Here is a 243-nt window from a genome sequence, read left to right as displayed (position 1 = left end):
GCGCTATCCCGCCGGCGATCGTCACCTCCGTTGCGCTCTATGCGCTGACATTCTACACCGTGAAGGGTTTTCAGACGCGCCGCCATATACGGCTGATGGAGCGGGCGCGCCTGCGTCTTGCCGTTCCAGCCGGCGACATGCCGAGCGTATGAACCCGATCAAGAACTCTTAAGCGACGGAAGGGGCCGGCATGATCATCGGCATTGGCAGTGATTTGATCGACATTCGCCGTGTCGAGAAATC

At 59.7% G+C, this 243-nt stretch carries 1 pseudogene; it reads left to right on the top strand.

Annotated elements, in window-relative coordinates:
- A pseudogene (locus EOD29_RS34425) lies at window positions 1-152 on the top strand (DUF2062 domain-containing protein); the annotation flags it as partial.
- Between the last annotated feature and the right edge of the window lie 91 nt (window positions 153-243).

Origin of the sequence: Mesorhizobium sp. M1A.T.Ca.IN.004.03.1.1 (genome assembly GCF_003997555.1) — a bacterium.
GTDB lineage: Bacteria > Pseudomonadota > Alphaproteobacteria > Rhizobiales > Rhizobiaceae > Mesorhizobium.
Note: the sequence above shows the minus strand (reverse complement) of the source record. Positions and strands in the feature narration are given on the sequence as shown.